The organism is Streptomyces griseosporeus (genome assembly GCF_014656055.1).
GTDB lineage: Bacteria > Actinomycetota > Actinomycetes > Streptomycetales > Streptomycetaceae > Streptomyces > Streptomyces griseosporeus.
Genome location: NZ_BNBR01000008.1, coordinates 26785 through 42610, shown reverse-complemented (window position 1 = coordinate 42610; position 15826 = coordinate 26785). Strand labels below are relative to the sequence as shown.

The following is a 15826-nucleotide window of genomic DNA, read 5'->3' as shown; positions in this document are numbered from 1 at the left end:
GGAGTGGCGTGAGCACCGCCTACGTGCCGCAGCAACCACCACCGGCGACGCCCGCAGGGGCGGCACCGCCGACACCGCCCACCACACCGCCGTACGCCAGCGAGGCGACCCGGCTGCTGTGCGCGGGCACCTATCTCGATTCCGGATACCGTGACCGGGTCATCGAGGAACTGCACCTGAACGAACAGCGGATCGTGGCGCCCTCGCTCGGCTTCGACGCCGCCCGGGTCCTCGCCCACGCGCTGCGCGCCCGCCGCCAGGAACTGCTGTGGTCGGCGGCGGTCATCGGCCTGTGGATCGTCGGCCTCGGCATCAGCGGCGGCCTGCTCGGCCTGTTCGTGTGGCCCAGCGTGGCCCTCGCCGTCGCCCCCTGGATCCGGGGCCGGGCCGCCGAACCGCCCCTGTGGCGCCTGGTGCCCGCCTTCCTCGTCCGCTGGTGGGGCCGCCTGTTCTTCGGGGCGCTGCTGGTCTTCACCATCGTCGCCGCGTTCGGCGGCGCCTCCGACGACGAGTACGCGTACGGTTCCTACGACTCGTACTACGACTACGGCTCCTCCGGCTCGCTCAGCCCGGGCGACGTGTTCGTGCCGGCCCTCGACGACGTGTCCGACCTGGTCAAGCCCTGGCAGGCCTGGCTCGCCCTCGCCGTGCTGGTGCTCATCGCGCTGTGCGAGCACGGCCGGCGCAGCCAGTTCGCCCGCGCCCTGGCCGCCGAACTCTCCCCGCAGCGCTTCCCGGACGCCGCGAGCGACCCCGCCGAACAGGCCGACAACCAGCGCTTCCAGCGGCTGAAGCAGCGCATCCGCACCGAACAGCACGCGCCGCTGATCATGTACCACGACGCGCGCCCGTTCTGCGGGGCGGGCGCGGCCTACGACACCTGGGTGCTCGCCGTCGAACTGAAGCCGGAGGAGCTGAAGAAGCCGCAGCCGCTCGGCAACCGCACCGTCCTGGAGAAGGTCCGGCCGCTGCTCGCACAGCTCCGCGTCCCCGCCGAGCACGCCGGGCCCGGCGTCCGCGACCGGCTGCGCTGGCTGGAGATCGACGAGTGCGTGTTCCTGCCCGCCGAGGGGCTGCTCCACCGCGAGCAGGCGCCGTACACCCCCGAGGCCTTCGAGGAGCACCGGGCCCGGGCCGTGGAGGAGGGCGGCGAGAAGCGGCGGCACTTCCTGCGCATCCGCGTCGGCGGCTGGGAGGAGGAGCTGGTCGTCACGGTCTTCGTGCGCATCCACACCCAGGGCCGCATGCTCATGCTGGAGATCGCCCCGCACGTGCTGACGCCGGTCCGGCAGGACTTCAAGGACGCCGACCGTACGGCCCACCGCTTCCGGAACAACAACGCCCTCGGCAAGGGCGCCGTCGCGCTCGCCCAGGTGCCGGGCTCCGCGGGCCGCTCCCTGGCCTCGCTGGGCCGCGGCCTGGTGTACGCGTGGCGGCTGCTGACCGGCGGCTACGCCGGCGCGCTGCCCGACGGGCCCGCGCTGTCGGTGCGCGAGCTGGGCTCGGTGCCGGCCGGGTCGCTGTTCCAGGAGATGGACGTCGCCCGCTATCTGCGCAGCGTCCAGGACCGGGTGGCGAACGGGGTGCGGGCCGCGCTCGCCGAATCCGGGTACGAGACCGGCGAGTTCGTCCAGAAGATCGTCAACATCAGCAACGGTGACGTGAACATCGGCCGCGTCGAGGGCTCCACCTTCGCCGTCGGCAGCCACGCCACCGCCTCGACCGTCACGGGCGGCCCCGCGCCGCAGAAGGGAGCCGGCAGCGATGGCAAGTGAGGAACCGACCGTCCGCTTCGGCGACGTCTCCCACAGCACGTTCGCCGTGGGCAGCCACGCGCGGGCCGTCAGCCACCACCAGAACGCGGGGGGCGCAGGGCCCGACGCGGAGACCGAGGCGCTGCTGAAGGCGGTCCGCGAGCTGCGGGCCGACCTGGAGCGGGTGAACGGCAGCGAGCAGACGGCCGCGCTGGGCGCCGCGCTCGCCGACACCGAGGCCGAGATCACCGGCACCGGCCAAGCCACTCCCACCCGCCGGGAGCGCCTGCGGGAGCTCCTGGCCGACGCCCAGTCCCTGACGGCCGTCCTCGCCTCGGCGGGCGCGCTGGCCGGCCTGCTCGGAATCTGAGAGGACGCGAGGCGATGCACGGGGGACAGCGGTACTGGAACGAGGACGCCCAGCGCTGGGAGGACTCCACCACCCCGCCCACCCATACGGCGACCCCACCGACCCCGCCGCCCGCGTCCCGGCCGGGGGTGGCGCCGGGCGGCGAGGCACCGGCGAAGGCACCGGCGGACGCGGGGGCGAGCGGTGCGGTGGTGAGCGGTGGTGGGCCGGCCGGCGGGATACCGGCGGACGCGGTGCCGAGCGGTGGTGGGCCAGCCGGTGAGACCCCGGCGGACGCGGTGCCGGACGACGTCGCGGTGGGCGACGTTGCATCGGCCGACGGGGCGTCGACGGGTGGGGCACCTGCGGATGCGGTGCCGACCGACAGGGCATCGGCGGATGCGGTGCGGGACCGCGAGGCGCCGGTCGGCGGGGCGTCGGCGGAGGATGCGTCCGCGGCCTCGGCCGAAGCGCGCCCGGAGGCGCAGGCGCCGCCGGAGTCGGCGGAGCCCCCGGCGGAGAAGCTGCCCTCGGCGGAGACACAGCCTCCGGCGGAGACACAGCCCCCCGCTGAGACGCAGCCCCGCCCGGATTCACGGGCGGCCGGAGCCGGAGCCTCGGCGGAACCGGTGCCCGGTGTCCCGGCCGGGTCGGCGGCTGGGCCGGCAGCCGGAGCGTCGGCCGGGCCTGCAGCCGGAGCGTCGGCCGGGCCGGCGGCCGGAATCCCGTCCGGACCGGTGCCTGATGCCCCGGCCGGGCCCGCGGGCGCAGGCGTCGCGTACGAACCCACCATCGCCTCGCCCGGCACCACGCCCGCCTCGCCCGGCACCCCCGGCTCGCCCGGCTGGCCCGGCACCCCCGGCTGGCCCGGTGCCGGGCCCGTCAGTGCCTGGCACGGGCCCGGCTCCGGCTCCGGCCCGGTGGCCGACAGCGGTCATGGCTGGTCGGCGGCCGACGCCGGTCAGGGCTGGTCCGTGGCCGAGACCGCGGGGACCGGTGGGACCGGGAACCCCCACGGGTGGGCCGGTGACGGATCCTGGCCGCCCGCGCCTCCGCAGGCCCCGGGCGGCCGGCCCGCACAGGCCGGGCGGTGGAACCGGCGCGTGCTGTGGACCGTGGTCGTCGGCGCCGCCGCGGCCGGTGTCGCCGTGAGCCTCGTCCTGACCCTGGTCGTCGGGAAGAAGGGCGACGGCACCCCGGACGCCCGCCCGGCATCCGCCGGTACGTCCGCCGCGCCCGGCCCCACCGAGGTGCCGACCGGGACGCCGACCGACGCGCCCACCGACCCGTACACGGAAGAGGCCTCCCCGAGCCCGTCCGCGCCCCCCGAGGGCTACGAGGCGCGCGACGACGCAGAAGGGTTCCGGATCGCCGTACCGAAGGGCTGGTCGCGCAGCACCGTCGACTCCTCGTACGGCATCGCCGTGGTCAACTACCGCAGCCCCGACCGCGCCCACCGCATCCAGGTCTACCAGGTGCAGGAGGAGTCGCCGGCGGCCTCCTTCGAGCTGTTCCTGTCGGACGACACGCCCAAGGCGGCCGGCTTCACCCCGCTCGGCCTGCAGACCCTGGACGACGGCGAGTTCACCGGCTCACGCCTTGAGTACCTGGCCGACAGGATCAGGGGCGAGCCCGACGTCGGCACCTGGCACGTGTACGACGAGCGGTTCGTCGCCGCCGACGGCAACATCTACGCCGTGACGGTGTACGGCCCCGACGGCGACGGCCGCGAGGACGAGCTGCTGCTGCTCAACACGGCGCTCGGCTGGTTCTGCCCGCCGTACACCAACTGCGACGCGCCCCCGGCGCTGTACTGACATCCGGGGTGGTCCGGCTCAGCTCCCCAGCTGCTGGTTGAGCCGGTCCACCTCCACCGTCTGGTCCGCGGGCGGCGTCTTCGACGGCACCGGCTTGTCGTAGTCCCCGAACTTCAGGTCCACATCGGTTCCGGCGCCCTTCTGCGCCGCCTCCGCCAGCCGGTGCGGCGAGCCGGAGGTGACGTACAGGACGCTGTCCTTGCCGTCCTCGCGGCCCTTGAGCGGGATCACCTTCGTGCCGTCGCGGGTGGTCTCCTCGCCCTTCGTCAGGGTCTTGTCGTCGGCGACGCCGCTGTCGACCTGCTTCTGGAAGGCGGCCAGGTCGCAGGTGTCGGCCATGCCCTTGAGCATGGCGTCCGCGGTCGTGCCGTGCACATAGCGGTCCTTGAACAGTTCCGCCACCGCGGCGCCCTGCGGGCCGGGCACCTGCGCCTTCCAGAACGCGGCGTCCGGTTTCATCCACACCTCGCGGCCGCGTTTGACCAGCTCGACGCTGCCGCCGCCCTTGCCCATGGTGAGCGAGCCGGCGCAGTTGCCGTCGCGGTCCAGGGAGAGGTCCATCGCGACGGCCTTCGTTCGGTCGGCGGCCGCGTTCTTGCTGTGGTCGGTGTACCCGAGGTGGACCGACTTCGCCTTGAGGAAGTTGTCCTTCGCCTGCTGGGCCAGTTCCTTGGCGCTGAGATCACCACCGTCGTCGGCGACGGCGAGGGCGGGAAAGAGCAGCAGGGCCGTGCCCGCTGCCGCAGATATCAGTGCTCCGCGCATCCTCCCAGCCTACTTTTGGGCCCTTTTGCCCGCATTTTCAGTGACGCAGCGCACTTTCGGCCACGGAACGCGCATGCAAACAGGGCGCCAGGGCAGGCGCTCCCGGTCCCGATGGGGCCCGTGTGTGACCAGCGGGTCACCCAGGGGCACGGAACAGGAACGGAAGGCAGAACCGGACATGGCGGACAGCACACAGCAGGCGGGGCGGACCATCCACGTGGCGGGGGAATGGCGTACGGCCGTCTCCGGCGCGACGCGCGAGATCCTCGACCCCGCGGACGGGCTGCCGTTCGCCGTGGTCGCCGAGGGTGACGAGAAGGACACCGACCTCGCGGTCGAGGCCGCCCGCGCCGCCTTCGCCGGCGGCGAGGGCACCTGGCCGCGCACCCCGGCCGCCGAGCGCGCCGCCCTGCTGCGCCGCGTCGCCGGCCTGCTCGTCCGCGACCGGGAGCGGCTCGGCCTGCTGGAGAGCCGGGACGCCGGCAAGACCGTCGAGGAGGGCCGCGTCGACATCGACTGCGTCGCGGACGCCTTCCGCTACTTCGCCGACCTCGTCGCCGCCGAGGCCCCCGGCCGGGTCGTCGACGCGGGCTCGCCCGACATCCACAGCGTCGTCGTCCACGAACCCGTCGGGGTCTGCGCCCTCATCACGCCCTGGAACTACCCGCTCCTCCAGGCCAGTTGGAAGATCGCGCCCGCGCTCGCCGCCGGCAACACCTTCGTGGTCAAGCCGAGCGAGATCACCCCGCTGACGACGATCGCCCTGATCGAGCTGCTCGCCGAGGCCGGCCTGCCCGCCGGTGTCGCCAACCTCGTCACCGGCCCCGGCCCCACCGTCGGCGCCCGGCTCGCCGAGCACCCCGACGTCGACCTGATCTCCTTCACCGGCGGCCTGGCCAGCGGCACCAAGGTGGCCCAGGCGGCGGCCGTGTCGGTGAAGAAGATCGCCCTCGAACTCGGCGGCAAGAACCCCAACGTCGTCTTCGCCGACGCCTGCGCCACCGACGACGGCTTCGACACCGCCGTCGACCAGGCCCTCAACGCCGCGTTCATCCACAGCGGCCAGGTCTGCTCGGCCGGCTCCCGCCTCATCGTCGAGGAGTCCGTCCGCGACCGCTTCGTCGCCGAACTCGCCCGCCGGGCCCGGAAGATCCGCCTCGGCCGCGGCACCGCCGAGGGCGTCGAGTGCGGCCCCATGGTCTCCGCCGAGCAGCGCGCGAAGACCGAGGAGTACGTCGCCTCCGCGCTCGCCGAGGGCGCGGTGCTGCGCTGCGGCGGCAAGCGCCCCGAGCCCGGCCCCGACCGACCGGAGAGCGGCTGGTTCTACGAGCCGACCGTCCTCGACCACTGCCACCGCGAGATGCGCGTCGTCCGCGAGGAGGTCTTCGGCCCGGTCCTCACCGTCGAGACCTTCCGCACCGAGGACGAGGCGGTCGCCCTCGCCAACGACACGGAGTACGGCCTCGCCGGCGCCGTCTGGACCGCCGACCCCGGACGCGCCCGCCGCGTCGCCGGCCGGCTGCGCCACGGCACCGTGTGGATCAACGACTTCCACCCCTATCTGCCGCAGGCGGAATGGGGCGGCTTCGGCAGGAGCGGCATCGGCCGGGAACTCGGCCCGGCCGGCCTCGCCGAGTACCGCGAGTCCAAGCACATCTACCAGAACCTCGCCCCCAAGCCGGTCCGCTGGTTCGCCGGCTGAACCACAGCGTCCTTCCCCCCGCAGAGCCCCCTGGAGCAGTCCCCCCATGCCCGAGAACACGCACGTCCACGACTATGTCGTCATCGGCGGCGGCACGGCCGGCTCGGTCATCGCCTCCCGCCTCACCGAGGACCCCGGCACCACCGTCGCGGTCATCGAGGGCGGCCCCAGCGACGTGGGCCGCGACGACGTCCTCACCCTGCGCCGCTGGATGGGCCTGCTCGGCGGCGACCTCGACTACGACTACCCGACGACCGAGCAGCCACGCGGCAACTCCCACATCCGGCACAGCCGCGCCCGCGTCCTCGGCGGCTGCTCCTCCCACAACACGCTGATCGCCTTCAAGCCGCTGCCGTCCGACTGGGACGAGTGGGAGGCGGCCGGCGCCAAGGGCTGGGGCGCGGTGCCGATGGAGGCCTACTACGCCCGCCTGCTCAACAACATCGTCCCCGTCGACGAGAAGGACCGGAACGCCATCGCCCGCGACTTCGTCGACGCGGCGCAGAAGGCACTGGACGTGCCGCGCGTCGAGGGCTTCAACCGCAGGCCGTTCACCGAGGGCGCCGGCTTCTTCGACCTGGCCTACCACCCCGAGGACAACAAGCGCTCCAGCGCCTCCGTGGCGTATCTGCACCCGGTGATGGACGAACGCCCCAACCTCCGCCTGTACCTGGAGACGTGGGCGTACCGTCTTGAGCTGACCGACGGCCGCGCCGAGGGCGTCCACGTGCGCACCGCCGACGGCGAGGAAATCCTCGTCCGCGCCCGCCGCGAGGTGATCCTCTGCGCGGGCGCCGTCGACTCGCCCCGCCTGCTGCTGCACTCGGGCATCGGCCCCCGCGAGGACCTGGAGAAGCTCGGCATACCCGTCGTGCACGACCTGCCGGGCGTCGGCGAGAACCTGCTCGACCACCCCGAGTCGGTGATCGTCTGGGAGACCCACGGCCCCATCCCGGAGAACTCCGCGATGGACAGCGACGCCGGCCTGTTCGTGCGCCGCGACCCCGGCCACGCGGGCCCGGACCTGATGTTCCACTTCTACCAGATCCCGTTCACCGACAATCCGGAGCGACTGGGCTACCGGCGGCCCGAGTTCGGCGTGTCGATGACCCCGAACATCCCCAAGCCGAAGAGCCGCGGCCGCCTCTACCTGAAGAGCGCCGACCCCGCCGAGAAGCCCGCGCTGGACTTCCGCTACTTCACCGACGAGGACGACTACGACGCCCGCACCCTCGTCGACGGCATCCGCATCGCCCGTGAGATCGCCAAGACGCAGCCGCTGGCCGGCTGGCTCAAGCGCGAAGTGTGCCCCGGCCCGGACATCACCGGCGACGAGGAACTGAGCGAGTACGCCCGCAAGGTCGCGCACACGGTCTACCACCCGGCGGGCACCTGCAAGATGGGCGCCCCCGACGACGAACTCGCCGTCGTGGACCCCGAACTGAGGATCCGCGGCCTGGACGGCATCCGCGTCGCCGACGCGTCCGTCTTCCCGACGATGACCGCCGTCAACCCGATGATCGGAGTCCTCATGGTCGGAGAGAAGGCCGCCGAGCTGATCGGTGGTGATGCGTGATGAGTACGGTCACGACCACTCCGGTGTTCTCCGTCGACGGCCTGTGGAAGGTGTTCGGCCCGAAGGCCGACCGCGTCCCCGCCGACCCCGAGCTGGCCGCCCTCGGCGCCGCCGAGCTGCGCGCCCGCACCGGCTGCACGGCCGCCGTCCGGGACGTGAGCTTCGACGTCCGCAAGGGCGAGGTCTTCGTCGTCATGGGCCTGTCCGGCTCCGGCAAGTCCACCCTGGTGCGCTGCCTGACCCGGCTCATCGAGCCGACCGCGGGCACCATCGCCATCGACGGCGAGGACGTCCGCGCGATGGACCGCTCCCGGCTGCGCGCCCTGCGCCGGCACCGCGCCGCGATGGTCTTCCAGCACTTCGGGCTGCTCCCGCACCGCACGGTCCTCGACAACGTGGCCTACGGCCTGGAGATCCAGGGCGTGTCCCGCGCCGAACGCCGCGAGCGCGCCGCCGAGTTCGTCGCCAAGGTCGGCCTGGAGGGCATGGAGCACCGCAGGCCCGGCCAGCTCTCCGGCGGCCAGCGCCAGCGCGTCGGCCTGGCCCGCGCACTCGCCGTGGACCCCGAGGTCCTCCTCTTCGACGAGCCGTTCAGCGCGCTGGACCCCCTCATCCGCCGCGACATGCAGGAGGAGGTCGTCCGCCTGCACCGCGAGGAGGGCCGCACGATGGTCTTCATCACCCATGACCTCGGCGAGGCCCTGAAGCTCGGTGACCGGATCGCCCTGATGCGCGACGGCCGCGTGGTCCAGCTCGGCACCCCGGAGGAGATCGTCGCGACCCCGGCCGACGACTACGTCCGCGAGTTCGTCCGCGACGTCCCGAGGGAACAGGTCCTGACGGTCCGCACAGCGATGCGCATCGCCACGGCGGAGGAAGCGGGCAGCGGTCCGGCGATCCGCCCCGAGGCAACGGTCTCGGAGGCGATAGAGGCAGTGGCAAGGGCAGGCACCCCGGCCCGTGTAGTGGACAGCGGAAGGTGCCTGGGCGTGGTGGACGCGGAGGGCCTGCTCGGCGTGGTCGCCGGCGCGACTCCCCCCGCGGACGCCGCCCCCGTCGTCGGCACCCCCTCTGACCCAGCTGCGGGCAGTCGTGCCGCTGGGGCGGCTCCCGACCCCATGAGAGCGGCACCCGGCCAGCGCCGGGAAGCGCCCCGCCCCCCGGCCGGCACCAACGCGGAGCAGATCTGATGGCGACGATCACCGCACCGACCTCCCCCCGCACACTCCCCAGCACCCTCAAGCGCCCCGCAGTCCGCAAACTGCTCACCCTGGCGGCCATCGCAGCGATCCTCGTCCCCCTGCTCACCACCCGCTGGCCGGGCACCACCTGGCCGGCCCAGCTCACCGTCGACCTCACCACCCCCCTCACCCACACCAGCGACTGGATCATCGACAACAGGGACACCCACCCCCTGTTCCTCTACGGCCTGGGCCACGTCAGCAACGCCGTGGTCCTCTCCGTACGCGCCGTCTACCTCGCCCTCCTCACCGCGGGCTGGCCCGGCGTCACCGCCCTCGCCGCCCTGACGGCCTGGCGTGTCGCGGGCCCCAGGCTCGCCGCGGGCACCACCGCCGCGTTCCTCACCTGCGCGGCCCTCGGCATGTGGGTCCCGACGATGCAGACCCTCGCCCTGATGGTCGTGGCGGTCGCCGCCTCCGTCGCCGTGGGGACCGTGCTCGGCCTCGCCGCCGGCCTGTCCGGGCGCACGGACCGCGCCCTGCGCCCGGTCCTGGACACCATGCAGGTGCTCCCCGCCTTCGCCTACCTTCTCCCCGTCGTGCTGGTCTTCGGCATCGGCGTCCCGGCGGCCGTCCTCGCCACCGTCGTCTACGCCGCCCCGCCCATGGCCCGGCTCACCGCGCTCGGCCTGCGCGGCGCGGACCGGGAGGTCCTGGAGGCGGTCGACTCGCTCGGCGCGACCGCCCGCCAGCGCCTGCTGACCGCCCGTATCCCGCTCGCCCGCAAGGACCTGCTCCTCGGCGTCAACCAGACGATCATGATGGCGCTGTCGATGGCGGTCATCGCGTCGGTGATCGGCGCCGGCGGCCTCGGCGACCGCGTCTACCAGGCGCTGGCCTCCGTCGACGTGGGCGCCGCGCTCGCGGCCGGCATCCCGATCGTGCTGCTCGCGGTCGTCCTGGACCGCGTCACGGCTGCCGCCGGAGCAGGCGTACGGCCGGTGCGCCGCGCGGTCTGGGTGCCGGCCCTCGCCGCCGCCGCGGCCGTCGCGCTCGCCGCCCGCCTCACCGGCCGCACGGACTGGCCCACCGGCTGGACCCTGCACATCGCCGAGCCGGTCAACCGCGCCGTCGACTGGATGACCGCGCACCTGTACTCCGGTGTCCCCGTCGTCGGCGGCACCGCCGACTGGGCGGCCCGCTTCACCACCTGGATCCTGGACCCGGTCCGCGCCGGACTGCTGTGGCTGCCGTGGTGGTCGGTGCTGCTGGCCGTCGCCGCGCTCGCCTGGCTGATCGGCACCTGGCGCACCGCGCTCACCGCCGTGCTCGCGCTGGCCGCGATCGGCGTCCTCGGCGTGTGGAAGCCGTCGATGGACACCCTCTCCCAGGTGCTGGCGGCCGTCGCCGTCACCCTCGTCGTCGGTGTCGCCACCGGCATCGCCGCCGCCCGCAGCGACCGCTTCGAACGGCTGCTGCGGCCCGTCCTGGACGTATGCCAGACGATGCCGCAGTTCGTGTACCTGATCCCGGTGGTGGCGCTGTTCGGCGTCGGCCGCGCCCCCGCCGTCGCCGCCGCGGTCGTGTACGCGCTGCCCGCCGTCGTCCGCATCACCACCCAGGGCCTGCGCCAGGTCGACCCGGCCGCGCTGGAGGCGGCCGGCTCGCTCGGCGCGACCGGCTGGCAGCAGCTGCGCCAGGTGCAACTCCCGCTCGCCCGACCGGCGTTGCTGCTCGCCGTCAACCAGGGCGTCGTCCTCGTCCTCGCCGTCGTCATCATCGGCGGCCTGGTCGGCGGTGGCGCGCTCGGCTACGACGTCGTCTTCGGTCTCGCCCAGGGCGACCTGGCGACCGGCCTGGTCGCCGGCGCGGCGATCGTCTGCCTCGGCCTGATGCTCGACCGGGTGACCCAGCCCACCGGACGCCGTACGACGAAGGGAGCGTGACATGCGACTGCGGACCACCGCCCTCGCGGGCACGCTGCTGCTGCTCACCGGCTGCGGCGCCGCCGACATGACCCAGCAGGCCTCGCCCTTCGCGGGCGCCCGGGGCGCGAAGACGGTCACCCTGTCCGTGCAGTCCTGGGTCGGCGCCCAGGCCAACGTGTCCGTCGCCCAGTACCTGCTGGAGCACGAGCTGGGCTACCGCGTCGACACCGTCCAGGTCGACGAGGTGCCCGCCTGGGACGCGCTCAGCCAGGGCCGTGTCGACGCGATCCTGGAGGACTGGGGCCACCCCGACCAGGAGCAGCGGTACGTCGACGACAAGGGGACGATCGCCCGCGGCGGCGGCCTCGGCGTGACCGGGCACATCGGCTGGTACGTGCCCACGTACCTGGCGAAGCAGCACCCGGACATCACCGACTGGAGGAACCTCGACAAGTACGCGCCGCTGTTCCGCACCGCCGAGAGCGGCAGCAAGGGCCAGCTGCTGGACGGCTCCCCGTCCTACGTCACCAACGACAAGGCCCTGGTGAAGAACCTGCACCTGGACTACCAGGTCGTCTTCGCCGGCTCCGAGGCCGCGCAGATCACCCAGATCCGCCAGTTCGCCAAGGAGAAGAAGCCGTTCCTCACCTACTGGTACGCCCCGCAGTGGCTGTTCGAGAAGGTGCCCATGACGGAGGTGAAGCTGCCGCCGTACAAGGAGGGCTGCGACGCCGACCCGGAGAAGGTCGCCTGCGCCTACCCGCACACCCCGCTGCAGAAGTACCTCAACGCCGGCTTCGCCAAGGACGGCAGCAAGGCGGCGGCCTTCCTGAAGAAGTTCCGCTGGACGACGGAGGACCAGAACGAGGTCTCCCTGATGATCGCCGACGAGAAGCTCAGCCCGGAGGAGGCGGCGAAGAAGTGGGTGGAGAGCCACCGCTCCACCTGGCAGGCGTGGCTCCCCTGACCCCCGTCACAGCCGGGCGGCGATGTCCTTCAGCGCGGCCGTCGCCGCCCGCTGCAGCCCCGGCCCGAACGTGATCCGCGTGGCCCCCCGCTCGCCCAGCTCGGCGGGCGAGGGGCCGTCGCCGACCCCGGCGCCGACGTTGACCGGGCCCTCGATCCCGGCCCGCAGCAACGGCAGCACCTCCACGGGGGCGAGGATCGGGTACACGCAGTCGGCGCCCGCCGCGACGTACAGCGCGGCCCGCTCGATCGTCCGGTCCGGGTCACTCACCCCCCTCAGGAAGGTGCCGATGCGGGCGTTGACGAAGAGCCGGTCGCCCGCCGCCGCCCGCACCTCCGCGAGGAACTCGGCCTGCTCCCGCGGGTCCAGGAGGACCCCGTCGCGGGAGTCCTCCAGGTTGCAGCCGACGGCCCCCGCCTCCAGCAGCCGCTCCACCAGCTCCTTCGGCGCGAGCCCGTATCCGTCCTCGACATCGACCGACACCGGCACGTCCACGGCCCGCGCGATCCGCGCCACCGCCGCGAACATCTCCTCGGCCGGGGTCGACCCGTCGGCGTACCCGAGGGAGGCGGCCACCCCGGCGCTGGGCGTCGCCAGCGCCGGGAACCCCGCCTCCACGAACACCCGGGCGCTCGCCGCGTCCCATGGGCCGGGCAGCACGAGCGGATCGCCGGGGACGCGCCCGTGGTGCAGGGCGCGGAAGGTCTCCGCCCGGCCGGGGGACGCGCTCACCACTCGGTGCTCCCCGCCGGTATACGACGGCTCACCATCAGCCGGTTCCAGCTGTTGATGACGGTGATCAGCCCGATGAGGTGGGCCAGTTGCCGCTCGTCGAAGTGCTCGGCGGCCCGCTCGTACACCGCGTCCGGCACGAACCCGTCCGTCAGGACGGTGACCGCCTCGGTCAGCGCGAGCGCCGCCCGCTCCCGCGCGTCGAAGACGTCGTCCCCGGCCTCCTCCCAGGCGGCCAGCAGATCCAGCTGACGCTCGCTCACCCCGTGCTTGCGGGCGAGGGTGAGGTGCATGTCGAGGCAGAAGGCGCAGTGGTTGAGCTGTGAGGCCCGGATCTGCACCAGCTCGGCGAGCGCGGCGTCGCCGAGACCCTTCTTCGTGGCGGCGCTCAGCGCCCGCATGGCCTCGCGCACGCCGGCGTCGAGCCGGGTCGTCCGTGCCGTCACTTGTGCTGCCCCGGCTGGTAGTGCCCCGGCGTCATCCGGCAGGTCACACCGAACCGGTTCCAGGCGTTGATCACCGTGATCGCGGCGATCAGCTGCGCCAGCTCGGTCTCCTCGAAGTGCGCCGCCGCCCGCTCGTACACGTCGTCCGGGACGAAACCGTCGGTCAGCACGGTCACCGCCTCGGTCAGCTCCAGCGCGGCCAGCTCCTTCCCGGTGTAGAAGTGCCGGGACTCCTCCCACGCGCTGAGCTGCACGATCCGCTCCACGCTCTCACCGGCCGCGAGCGCGTCCTTGCTGTGCATGTCGATGCAGAGCGCGCAGTGGTTGATCTGCGAGGCCCGGATCTTCACCAGCTCGTACAGCTTGGGGTCCAGGCCCTGCTTGGCCGCCGTGTCCAGCCGGATCATCGCCTTGTACACATCGGGCACCAGCTGGGCCCAGGGCAGGCGCGGGGCGATCTCGGGGGCGTACTCGGCGGTCCCGGCGGCGGGGGCATCGGTCTGTGTCGTCATGCCCTCGACCCTAGGAGCAAAGCAGCCCAGGGGTATGGTCCATTCCCATGGCGGAACGCTGGGCCACTTTCGGCATCGACCTGCATCTGGAGCCGGCCGGGCCCGGCCTGCGCCGCGGTCTGACCGACGCCCTGCGCGAGGCCGTCCGCACCGGCCGCCTCGCCCCCGGCACCCGCCTGCCGTCCTCCCGCTCCCTCGCCGCCGACCTGGGCATCGCCCGCAACACGGTCGCCGACGCCTACGCCGACCTGGTCGCCGAGGGCTGGCTCACCGCACGGCAGGGCTCCGGCACCCGCGTCGCCGACCGGGTCCCCGCCCGCCCGCCGGAGCGGCCCGCGCCGCGCCGCCGCGAGCCGGGCCGCCCCGCCTACAACCTCTTCCCCGGCACCCCCGACCTCGCGTCCTTCCCCCGCGCCGAGTGGCTGAAGGCCGCCCGCCGCGCCCTCGCCGCCGCCCCCCACGACGCGCTCGGCTACGGCGACCCACGCGGCCGCGCCGAGCTGCGCACCGCCCTCGCCGGCTACCTCGCCCGCGCCCGCGGCGTGCGCACCGACCCCGACCGCATCGTCGTCTCCAACGGCTTCGGGCCCGCCCTCGGCCTGCTCGCCCGGGTGCTGCACGCCCGCGGCCTGCGCACCCTCGCCGTCGAGCCGTACGGCCTGGACGCCCACTGGGACCTGGTGACCCGCGCGGGCCTGACCACCGTCCCGCTGCCCTGGGACGACCACGGCATCGTGGTGGAGGGCGGGGGCGAGGCCCGCGCGGTCCTGCTGAACCCCTCCCACCAGTTCCCGCTCGGCGGCGCGCTGCGCCCCGGGCAGCGGGCCGTCGCCGTGGACCGGGCGCGGCGCACCGGCGGGCTGATCCTGGAGGACGACTACGACGGCGAGTTCCGCTACGACCGCCAGCCCGTCGGCGCCCTCCAGGACCTCGACCCCGACCACGTCGTCTACCTCGGCACCGCCAGCAAGTCCCTGGCCCCGGGCCTGAGGCTGGGCTGGATGGTGCTGCCGCCGTCCCTGCTGCCGGACGTCCTGGAACACGGCGGCGCCCGCTCGGTGGGCGTCCTGGACCAGCTGACCCTCGCCCAGTTCCTCGCCTCGGGCGCCTACGACCGCCACGTCCGCGCCGCCCGGCTGCGCTACCGGCGCCGCCGCGACGCGCTCGTCGCCGCGCTCGCCGAACGGGCACCGCGGGTGAAGGTCACCGGCATCGCCGCCGGGCTGCACGCCGTGCTGCGGCTGCCGCCCGGCACCGAGCAGTCGGTCGTGCAGGCCGCGGCCTGGCAGGGCCTCGCCGTCCCCGGCCTGGCCCGCTTCCGCCACCCGGACGCCGTGACGCCCCCACAGGACGCCCTGGTCGTCGGCTACGGCACCCCGTCGGACCACGCGTGGAACGGCGCCCTGGAGGCGCTGCTGAGGGTGCTGCCCTGAGAGGGGAGCCCGCTAGCGGCTGGAGATGGTGCCGCGCTCCACACTGCCCGCCTGCGGCGGCACCGTGGAGCCGCCGAAGGGGAACTCGCGCAGCTTGCGCCAGACACCGTCGGGGCCCTGCTCGTACAGGGCGAAGCCGGTGCAGGACCAGTCGGCCTCGTAGTCGGCGAGTTCGGCGTAGGCGCGGTCCATGGCGGCCTCGTCGATGCCGTGGGCGACGGTGACGTGCGGGTGGTACGGGAACGGCAGCTCGCGGGCGACCGGCCCGGAGGTGTCACGGATCCGCTGCTGGAGCCGGGAGCAGTCCTCGCCGCCCTCGACGACCTGCACGAAGACCACCGGCGACAGCGGCCGGAAGGTGCCGGTGCCGCGCAGCCGCATCGGGAAGGGCCGCCCGGCCGCGGCGACCTCGGTCAGGTGCGCCTCGACGGCCGGCAGCAGCGTGTCGTCGATCTCGGTCGGCGGCAGCAGGGTGACATGCGTGGGGATACCGAAGGCCGCGGCGTCGCCGAAGCCCGCGCGCAGCTGTTGGAGCAGGCTGCCGTGAGGCTCCGGGACCGCGATCGACACGCCGATCGTTACGGTCCCCACGTCGTCTCCTGTCGTCGTGACGGATGTGTTCCCAAGCCGTGGGCTATCGACTGTACGGCCACGGCCGGGCTGC

Annotated in this window: 14 protein-coding genes; 9 read left to right on the top strand and 5 right to left on the bottom strand. The window is 73.9% G+C overall.

Annotation, left to right across the window (positions count from 1 at the left end):
- Positions 1-8 precede the first annotated feature (8 nt).
- The 3 genes from IE308_RS31590 (at position 9) to IE308_RS37105 (ending at position 3920) form a co-directional block, all read left to right on the top strand.
- Positions 9-1775, top strand: coding sequence for an AbeC-like domain-containing protein (locus IE308_RS31590; protein WP_190220535.1), 1767 nt, complete (start codon positions 9-11; stop codon positions 1773-1775).
- Positions 1765-2124, top strand: a complete 360-nt coding sequence (locus tag IE308_RS31585; RefSeq protein ID WP_190220534.1) for a hypothetical protein — start codon at positions 1765-1767, stop codon at positions 2122-2124. The genes IE308_RS31590 and IE308_RS31585 overlap by 11 nt, the downstream gene beginning before the upstream one ends.
- Positions 2125-2840: 716 nt before the next feature.
- Entirely contained in the window at positions 2841-3920 is a 1080-nt protein-coding gene (locus IE308_RS37105) for a serine/threonine kinase C-terminal domain-containing protein (protein WP_229909278.1), read from the top strand.
- Positions 3921-3938: 18 nt separating this feature from the next.
- Here IE308_RS37105 and IE308_RS31575 read toward each other — a convergent pair whose 3' ends face one another.
- Positions 3939-4685 (bottom strand): hypothetical protein, encoded by a 747-nt coding sequence (locus IE308_RS31575; protein ID WP_110629924.1) that lies wholly within the window; start codon positions 4683-4685, stop codon positions 3939-3941.
- 178 nt (positions 4686-4863) lie between these two features.
- On the opposite strand from IE308_RS31575, the gene IE308_RS31570 reads away from it, so the two are divergent.
- From IE308_RS31570 to IE308_RS31550, 5 genes are read left to right on the top strand one after another with little or no spacing between them, the layout of a single operon-like run.
- Positions 4864-6387, top strand: coding sequence for an aldehyde dehydrogenase family protein (locus tag IE308_RS31570; RefSeq protein ID WP_190220533.1), 1524 nt, complete (start codon positions 4864-4866; stop codon positions 6385-6387).
- A gap of 46 nt (positions 6388-6433) precedes the next feature.
- Positions 6434-7963, top strand: coding sequence for a GMC family oxidoreductase (locus tag IE308_RS31565; RefSeq protein ID WP_190220532.1), 1530 nt, complete (start codon positions 6434-6436; stop codon positions 7961-7963).
- Positions 7963-9153: a quaternary amine ABC transporter ATP-binding protein gene (locus IE308_RS31560; RefSeq protein ID WP_190220531.1), complete on the top strand. Its 1191-nt coding sequence runs from the start codon at positions 7963-7965 to the stop codon at positions 9151-9153. Before IE308_RS31565 ends, IE308_RS31560 begins: the two co-directional genes overlap by 1 nt.
- A complete protein-coding gene (locus IE308_RS31555) occupies positions 9153-11090 on the top strand; it encodes an ABC transporter permease (protein WP_190220530.1) in 1938 nt (645 codons plus the stop codon). Before IE308_RS31560 ends, IE308_RS31555 begins: the two co-directional genes overlap by 1 nt.
- Before the next feature lies 1 nt (position 11091).
- Complete coding sequence (locus tag IE308_RS31550; RefSeq protein WP_190220529.1) at positions 11092-12039, top strand: ABC transporter substrate-binding protein; 948 nt, start codon at positions 11092-11094, stop codon at positions 12037-12039.
- A 6-nt stretch (positions 12040-12045) separates the two neighbouring features.
- Here the strand turns inward: IE308_RS31550 and IE308_RS31545 are convergent, their stop codons facing one another.
- From IE308_RS31545 to IE308_RS31535, 3 genes are read right to left on the bottom strand one after another with little or no spacing between them, the layout of a single operon-like run.
- The gene (locus IE308_RS31545) at positions 12046-12771 is read right to left on the bottom strand and encodes an isocitrate lyase/PEP mutase family protein (RefSeq protein ID WP_190220528.1); all 726 of its coding nucleotides are present in this window, start codon (positions 12769-12771) and stop codon (positions 12046-12048) included.
- Complete coding sequence (locus IE308_RS31540; RefSeq protein ID WP_190220527.1) at positions 12768-13217, bottom strand: carboxymuconolactone decarboxylase family protein; 450 nt, start codon at positions 13215-13217, stop codon at positions 12768-12770. The genes IE308_RS31545 and IE308_RS31540 overlap by 4 nt, the downstream gene beginning before the upstream one ends.
- The gene (locus IE308_RS31535) at positions 13214-13729 is read right to left on the bottom strand and encodes a carboxymuconolactone decarboxylase family protein (protein ID WP_190220526.1); all 516 of its coding nucleotides are present in this window, start codon (positions 13727-13729) and stop codon (positions 13214-13216) included. Before IE308_RS31535 ends, IE308_RS31540 begins: the two co-directional genes overlap by 4 nt.
- A 47-nt stretch (positions 13730-13776) precedes the next feature.
- Between IE308_RS31535 and pdxR the strand changes: the two genes are divergently transcribed.
- Positions 13777-15162, top strand: a complete 1386-nt coding sequence (gene pdxR, locus IE308_RS31530) for a MocR-like pyridoxine biosynthesis transcription factor PdxR (RefSeq protein ID WP_190220525.1) — start codon at positions 13777-13779, stop codon at positions 15160-15162.
- 12 nt (positions 15163-15174) lie between these two features.
- Here the strand turns inward: pdxR and IE308_RS31525 are convergent, their stop codons facing one another.
- Entirely contained in the window at positions 15175-15753 is a 579-nt protein-coding gene (locus IE308_RS31525) for a 2'-5' RNA ligase family protein (protein ID WP_190220524.1), read from the bottom strand.
- Positions 15754-15826: the final 73 nt, after the last annotated feature.

Bases quoted from the DNA above. Each gene is read 5' to 3' on its own strand.
- IE308_RS31550 (WP_190220529.1), top strand. From the start codon at position 11,092: ATGCGACTGCGGACCACCGCCCTCGCGGGCACGCTGCTGCTGCTCACC.
- IE308_RS31555 (WP_190220530.1), top strand. From the start codon at position 9,153: ATGGCGACGATCACCGCACCGACCTCCCCCCGCACACTCCCCAGCACC.
- IE308_RS31585 (WP_190220534.1), top strand. From the start codon at position 1,765: ATGGCAAGTGAGGAACCGACCGTCCGCTTCGGCGACGTCTCCCACAGC.
- IE308_RS31575 (WP_110629924.1), bottom strand. From the start codon at position 4,685: ATGCGCGGAGCACTGATATCTGCGGCAGCGGGCACGGCCCTGCTGCTC.
- pdxR (WP_190220525.1), top strand. From the start codon at position 13,777: ATGGCGGAACGCTGGGCCACTTTCGGCATCGACCTGCATCTGGAGCCG.
- IE308_RS31560 (WP_190220531.1), top strand. From the start codon at position 7,963: ATGAGTACGGTCACGACCACTCCGGTGTTCTCCGTCGACGGCCTGTGG.
- IE308_RS31570 (WP_190220533.1), top strand. From the start codon at position 4,864: ATGGCGGACAGCACACAGCAGGCGGGGCGGACCATCCACGTGGCGGGG.
- IE308_RS31565 (WP_190220532.1), top strand. From the start codon at position 6,434: ATGCCCGAGAACACGCACGTCCACGACTATGTCGTCATCGGCGGCGGC.
- IE308_RS31535 (WP_190220526.1), bottom strand. From the start codon at position 13,729: ATGACGACACAGACCGATGCCCCCGCCGCCGGGACCGCCGAGTACGCC.